The organism is Microcoleus sp. K1-B1, assembly GCF_036704705.1.
In the GTDB taxonomy this organism is placed as follows: Bacteria; Cyanobacteriota; Cyanobacteriia; order Cyanobacteriales; family Microcoleaceae; genus Microcoleus.
Genome location: NZ_JAUBSH010000004.1, coordinates 83,050 through 89,346 on the forward strand (window position 1 = coordinate 83,050; position 6,297 = coordinate 89,346).

Below are 6,297 nucleotides of genomic sequence, written 5' to 3' on the forward strand. Positions count from 1 at the left end.
GGATAGCTTCGCTCGCGCGTAAATCACCCCATTTTTTTCTTCTTCCAAGCCTCCACAAACGGCAAAAACACCGACACCAACTCCTGCCGATTCATCACCAAAGTCGGATAAGAAATCCTCCCGTAATTCTTCCCCACTTCCAGCGGAAAAATAGCCTGAGATTCCAGCGGTAGCCAAACCGCACCCGCCGCCTTCACAATTACCCAACTCCCCGCAATATCCCAAATTTTCGGAGTCGCTTCCACTCCTCCCATAGCCACACCAGAAGCCACAGTCAAAAAATTGTAACTAGCCATACCCAACATCCGAATTTTACTCGGAAGATGAGGCCCGATTCCCACACTCCGGGAACACAAATTAAAAATATGATTCCCGCTCATCTTATCAGCACTCGGAGAAATCGGCCGATTGTTCAAAAACGCACCTTGAGGCATATTTGTCAGTACATTGTCGCCTGCCAAATCCCCTGCATAAAAACCGTGAAAAAACTGATTCACCGGTGGCAAATGCACGCAGCCAAAAACCGGAGTTCCCCGATACAATAAACCCAAAGAAATCCCCCAAATCGGAATTCCCCTAGCAAAATTAGTCGTAGCATCCAGAGGATCGACAACCCAACACCATTCCTTATCTGGGAAAACGTGTTCTCCTTCCTCACTCAAAATTCCGTGACTGGGAAAAGTAGATGCGATCGCACTTCTAATCTCCGCATCCGCCCAATTGTCAGACTGCGTAACCAAACTCCCATCATCCTTCTCATCCGCTTGTGCAGAACCGAAATCTTTCAAAAACTGCTCGCCGACTGTCTTGACAGTAGTCTGAGAAAAACTTAAAATAGACTCCCAAAAATCATTCATTAGTTATTGGTTATTGGTTATTTGTTATTGAAACTAACAACTGGCAACTGGCAACTGCCAACTGAGGAAATATCAGTCTAATTCATTTTCAAGAATAGTGGCGATCGCACTTTTAGCATTATCTTGAAACTCCCCAACATCCACCCTACCCAACAGCCAAACAGCCAGAATCATACCCACCGCCGGCACAGCAAACACCAACCCATAAGCCAACATCGGCACCCCAAACAAACTTCTGCCCAAATCCAAAATAGCACCGCCAGTAATCGTCGCCACACCCCGCGCCATCGCCTGCGACAAACCCCAAGCACCAATAAAAGTCCCAGCAGTTTCCGCCGCAGTCAAATCCAACATCAAACTCAGCGCACCCGTCGTAGTAATACCCGAAGCTAAACCAAACAACATTAAAGCAGACTTAAACACAATTGGATTACCTGTGAATCCAGATAAAATAATTAAACCAAAACAAGCCGCCACCGACAAACAGCCCAACCTAATCGTATTTTGCTTGCCAATGCGCGGCACAATTAAAAAACCAGTTGCGCTCAAACCGATCAGAGTACCAGTACCATAAATAGCATTCAACTGCGTAGTTTCCGAAATCGACATCTTAAAAATTTCCCCGCCGTAAGGTTCCAAAACCGCATCCTGCATAAACAAGCAAATTGTCATAATCAGCAGGAAAGTAAAAAACAAACCAGTTTGGCGGCTAGCAGTCAAAATCCGCAGCGCACTTCCCAGAGTAATTTTATCTTCTCGATTCACTGCGGACGATCGCATCTTGTACCGCGAATACTTTTTCTCAACGCCAAAAGTTGCAATCCCCACCAACAGCAAAACCAGCGCCGGCACCTTCACAAACAAACCATTAATCGAAGCCTGCAACACTTCCCGCGGCACATCCCCATCAATTTGCTTCAGCAAACCGCTGCTAACAATCGCCCCGATAATAATACCAACCATCAGCATCGACCACACCACACCCACCAACTTCGATCGATCCTCCTCATCGGAAACATCCACCAACAAAGCCGCAAAAGGAGTCGAACTCGAACAAATAGCAATACCGTAAAGTGCAAAAATCAAACCCAACAAACCCACCCAACCGTAAGTAGGAGTAGTCCACCCCACAGCCTCCAAACTGCTACCCAAGCGCCACATCACCTGCACTGCCAAAAAAGCAGAAATCACAAACAAAACCCCGCCCATCCACACATAACCTGTGCGGTGATGGCCAAACAAAGGCTTAGCATCAGACATTTGCCCGAACCACACCCTAGCCGGGGCGACAAACTGGTGCATAGCCAGCGTACCAGCCACCACAGTAGCCGGAATCGCCAACTCCTTAATCATCACGCGATTGAGCACCCCCAGGGTCAAAATCGACATCATGCCCAATCCCATCTGAAACAAACCCAACCGGAACATAGTCAGGAGGGTAACTCTCTTGATGGCAGGAGTCGCGGAATCTGTTAATCTTGAATCTGGCAAACGGTCGATCGACATAACTATTCAAATAAACACAGCATTTGCATTTATAGTAACTGAGATATCGCAACCAGCCGCGTTTCCTCCCCCGGCTAGAAGCTCGATCGCGATTATTCGTATAAATTCATATAAAAATAAAGAGAATCAATAACTGTGGATTTACCAACCGTGACAACCATTACCCTAGGACAAAATGGCCCAGCCGTCATTCCCCTGTGCGTCGGAACTTGGGCTTGGGGCGACAAACTATTTTGGAACTACGGCAGCAACTACGGCGCCGCCGAAGTCGAAGCAGCATTCAAAACATCCCTTGACAGCGGAGTCAACTTCTTCGACACAGCCGAAGTCTACGGTAACGGCTTGTCAGAAGAATTGCTGGGGCAGTTTATCAAAAAAACCAGCCAACCCGTGCAAATAGCCACCAAATTCGGCCCCGTACCTTGGCGGATTACAGGAAAATCAGTTTCCGAAGCCTTGAGTGCCAGCTTAAAACGTTTGCAAGTAGAACAAATAGCCCTCTACCAAGTGCACTGGCCCTTCACTTTTTTACTCAGTCAAGAAACCCTGATGAACGCCTTAGCCGATGAAGTAAAACAAGGCAGAATTCAAGCAGTAGGAGTCAGCAACTATTCAGCAGAACAGATGCGCCAAGCCCACAAAATACTAGCAGCAAGAGGCGTTCCCCTAGCAACAAATCAAGTCCGTTACTCCTTGCTGTCGCGGCAAGTAGAAAAACAAAGAATTGTGAGTGCAGCCCGCGAATTGGGAGTCACAATTTTAGCTTACAGCCCCTTAGCCCAAGGATTGCTCACCGACAAATACACAGCCCAAGAACCACCTACAGGAGCCCGCAAAATGGACTCCCGCTTCAGCAAAAGCGGTCTGGAAAAAATTGAATTAGTCATGTCTACCCTGCGGAAAATGGGCAGAAAGCGCGATCGAACTCCGGCCCAAGTTGCCCTAAACTGGTTAATATGCCAAAACGGAGTCATCCCCATTCCCGGCGCCAAAACCGCCAAACAAGCCCAAGAAAATGCAGGCGCTTTAGGTTGGAATTTGAGCCAAGATGAAGTCAATCAATTAGAACTAATGACTCGTCCTTGGCGAGAATAAATTTGTTAATTGTTGACTGTTGACTGTTCGCTGTTGGCCGTAGGTTGGGTTTTACTTCACTCTACCCAGCCTACAGTTCACTTTCTTCTCCCCTCTTCCCTCTTCCTTATTCCCTCTTCCCTCTTCCTTCTTCCTTCTTCCTTCTTCCTTCAATTATTATGAAAATCTTAACTGACTGGGGCTTCACGCGCGAAGGCTGGCGCAACAACAGCCGCGGCGAATATTTAGTTTTGCTTCAAGGAGGATTGCTCACAGGATTTGTAATCTTACCAGTTTATCAACTGCCAGGATTAAAAATTCAATCAACCCACTTACTTTATATTATCTGGTTTATGGCCAGTATTCTCGGCTTAACCGGATTAATTTTCATCATCAAAGGATTGATAGACTTAGGAAAAAACCTCACACCTTTACCATATCCCAGAGAAGACGGAGAATTAGTCCAAACAGGCATTTACGGAATAGTGCGGCATCCATTATACAGCGGCTTAATTTTAGCAGCCCTCGGCTGGACACTTTTTCAAATGAGCATATCCCACTTAATAGCCAGCGCACTATTAATAATACTTTTCGAGATCAAAGCCAACCGAGAAGAAACCTGGTTAACCAAAAAATATCCAGAGTATTCAGAGTACCGCCAAAAAGTCAAAAAACTAATTCCCGGAATCTATTAACAGTTCGATCGCCCGTAGTTTGCGATCGCAAATGAATCAGTTTAGATTTCGGTATTGTTTTTACCTGAGTCTAGACCACCCTAAATTCTCCTTAAAAAGACCCACTTTGAGCTACTTTTCGAGCAATCGTTCTCTAACATACTCGGCGATCGCCGGTTGTAGCATTAAATTTGTTGATGCGGTATAATTGAGCGATCGCTCATCGAAAATGAGCGATCGCTCCGCTAGGGATTCCAATGCTTCCATCAGTTGTCGGCCCGAAACTTTGGGTAAAATTTCTGTTTTTAAATTCGCAGGAGTCGCTCTTTCTTGATTAATTGCAATCCCATACATAATTTGTTGTTGTAAAGGAGACAAGCGATCGAACTGGCGATCGAGCAAATCCCAAAAATCGCTAAAAACAGTATTTCCTTGCGCTAAAAATGCGTCAATGTCACCGCTAAAAATAGTTTTAATCGTAGTTGCAGCAAGTTTGATGGCGAGGGGATTACCACCAAAATGGTTGACAATATTTTGACACTGCAATAGCGTTGCTTTTAATCCTTTATCGGCGAGGATTTTCTGGCATACGGGCGGTGAAACTCCGAAGAGTTGGAGCGATCGCACGGGTGAATTTTCGCCCGATCGCACGGCAAATCCGCCAGGTTTTTCTCGTCCAGTTAAAATCAGACAACTTTGGTGAGTTTCGTCAGCAATGCGCGCAAATAACTGTCGGTAATCTTCATATCCTTGTTGGTATTGTCCGCTGCGATTTCCCCCTTGCAAAATGGATTCCAGATTGTCGAGAATTAACAAACAGCGTTGTTGTCGCAACTGTTCCATGAGAGCAGAAATAGAGTTATTTGTTGTCGCTTCGGAACCAGTTAAAATCGGTAAAATATTGCTGAGGATAGCCTCTAAGGTTGGTGCTTGCTGCAAACTCCGCCAAATTACGAATTCAAATTGAGATTGAATGTGCTGGGCGAGTTTGACAGACAGAGAAGTTTTGCCGATACCGCCAAGTCCAAAAATACCGATCGCACGGGTAGAATTGTCGCTAATCCAAGTTTCTAATGTTTCTAATTCTTGCAGGCGGTTGTAAAAATAGGAAACATCGATCGCTTCTCCCCAATCTTGAGTGCTGCTATCTGCTTCGCTAGCGTGCAAGATGCCCGCACTGCAATGCTGGTAGCGGCGCAAGACTGCTTGCAGATTTTGCTTTGAGATTTTTTCGCCGATGATTTGAGAGAGCTTTCGCCACAAATGCGAACCGACTTTTTTAGTATAATCGTGTTCGTATTGGTGGCGATCGGCTATTTCTTGATAAGAGTGTCCTTCCCAAGTTTCTAGAAAAATGATGGATTGAATATCATTTAGTTTGTGCTTTTTGTTAGCGGATTGTAACAGATTATCGAGGAGGGCGATCGCCTCTTGTGGTGTCATAGTTTGTTATTTTGACTTATTCAGTAGATTTACTGATTATTCTGAGTGGGGGTTGTTTCTCAGGATAGAAAATAAATTTACTGAATTAACCGGGATTTAGCCCCTTTTACACTCGGCGGTTGAAACCGCGTCTACACATACAAAGTCCGCCTGCGCGGACTAAGAAATAAGAGCGGTATTGTAACGGATTTGAGATCAGGTGAAATCTCAAATCTAGAATCGGGGGAATTTACGCAATTTTACAAAAGATGGTTACTTTTTCTCACCGACAGGGCGGGGGAATTTACGCAAGTTTACAAAAGATGGTCACTTTTTCTCACTGGCAGGGCGATTGAGGATGGTTTATCAATAGGTTAGACCGTAAGGTTAACTGTTGTTCACCCTAAACAACATTTGCAACTGTATTCACGTGCTTGAAGAAGACACCTATGACTACGTACACTGTTCAATCTGGAGATACTCTGTCAGTTATCGCTCAAAAATTCTACAGCGATGCTAATTTATGGCAGAGAATTTATGATGCTAACCGTGGCATTATTGGAGACAATCCCGATCGGATTTTTCCAGGGCAAAATCTTGTAATTCCTGATTCTATTAGTCCTAGCGGTAGAACATACACTGTCCAACCTGGAGATACTCTGTCAATTATTGCTCAAAAATTCTATGGCGATGCTAATTTATGGCAGAGAATTTATGATGCTAACCGTGGCATTATTGGAGACAATCCCGATCGGATTTTTCCA

Annotated in this window: 6 protein-coding genes; 3 read left to right on the forward strand and 3 right to left on the reverse strand. The window is 45.0% G+C overall.

The window, feature by feature from the left end:
* Positions 1–23: 23 nt before the first annotated feature.
* On the reverse strand, positions 24–857 hold the full coding sequence (locus tag QUA83_RS02415) for an inositol monophosphatase family protein (RefSeq protein ID WP_333291226.1): 834 nt from the start codon (positions 855–857) through the stop codon (positions 24–26).
* A gap of 72 nt (positions 858–929) precedes the next feature.
* Positions 930–2,363 (reverse strand): BCD family MFS transporter, encoded by a 1,434-nt coding sequence (locus tag QUA83_RS02420; RefSeq protein WP_333291227.1) that lies wholly within the window; start codon positions 2,361–2,363, stop codon positions 930–932.
* 150 nt (positions 2,364–2,513) lie between these two features.
* Between QUA83_RS02420 and QUA83_RS02425 the strand changes: the two genes are divergently transcribed.
* Together QUA83_RS02425 and QUA83_RS02430 are read left to right on the forward strand one after the other, a co-directional pair.
* Positions 2,514–3,458, forward strand: a complete 945-nt coding sequence (locus QUA83_RS02425; RefSeq protein ID WP_333291311.1) for an aldo/keto reductase — start codon at positions 2,514–2,516, stop codon at positions 3,456–3,458.
* Positions 3,459–3,616: 158 nt separating this feature from the next.
* Positions 3,617–4,132 (forward strand): isoprenylcysteine carboxylmethyltransferase family protein, encoded by a 516-nt coding sequence (locus QUA83_RS02430; RefSeq protein ID WP_333151339.1) that lies wholly within the window; start codon positions 3,617–3,619, stop codon positions 4,130–4,132.
* A gap of 111 nt (positions 4,133–4,243) precedes the next feature.
* Here QUA83_RS02430 and QUA83_RS02435 read toward each other — a convergent pair whose 3' ends face one another.
* Positions 4,244–5,554 (reverse strand): NB-ARC domain-containing protein, encoded by a 1,311-nt coding sequence (locus QUA83_RS02435; RefSeq protein ID WP_333291229.1) that lies wholly within the window; start codon positions 5,552–5,554, stop codon positions 4,244–4,246.
* Positions 5,555–5,982: 428 nt separating this feature from the next.
* On the opposite strand from QUA83_RS02435, the gene QUA83_RS02440 reads away from it, so the two are divergent.
* Positions 5,983–6,297, forward strand: a 315-nt coding sequence (locus QUA83_RS02440; RefSeq protein WP_333291230.1) for a LysM peptidoglycan-binding domain-containing protein, incomplete at its 3' end; no start/stop codon positions are given.